We start from the raw sequence: 372 nt of genomic DNA on the forward strand, positions 1-372 counted from the left end.
CCAGGGCGGCCGCGAGGCCCGAGCCGCCGGACACCGGCTCCGCCGGGCCGCCGGCCCCGTCGAGCCCCACCAGCACCGGCAGGGCGCTGGGCGCGGGCCGGGCCCCGCCGGCCGACGTATCGCCCGTGCGTGATGTGTCGGACGTATCGTTTCGGCGGCCGTGATCTGCGCCACCCGTGTGCTCCAGGGCGGCCGCACGGGTCCGCTCGGCCGTACGCTGGCCGGAGGAGTCCCAGGGGCCGGCGGCGGTCACCGCACCGGCGGCGAGCGCCAGCCCGACCGTGGCGGCACCCGCGGTGTACTGCCAGGTCCCCGGCGTCGCGAGCCGCGACCCGGCGGCCCTCGTGAGCCGCGCGACCCGCGGCTTCACGG

Annotated in this window: 1 pseudogene; it reads right to left on the minus strand. The window is 80.4% G+C overall.

Annotated features, from left to right (window positions below):
* Positions 1-372 (minus strand): annotated as a pseudogene (locus tag RH94_RS42785) (D-alanyl-D-alanine carboxypeptidase/D-alanyl-D-alanine endopeptidase); the annotation flags it as partial.

Source organism: Streptomyces kebangsaanensis, from assembly GCF_001906585.1.
Taxonomy (GTDB): domain Bacteria; phylum Actinomycetota; class Actinomycetes; order Streptomycetales; family Streptomycetaceae; genus Streptomyces; species Streptomyces kebangsaanensis.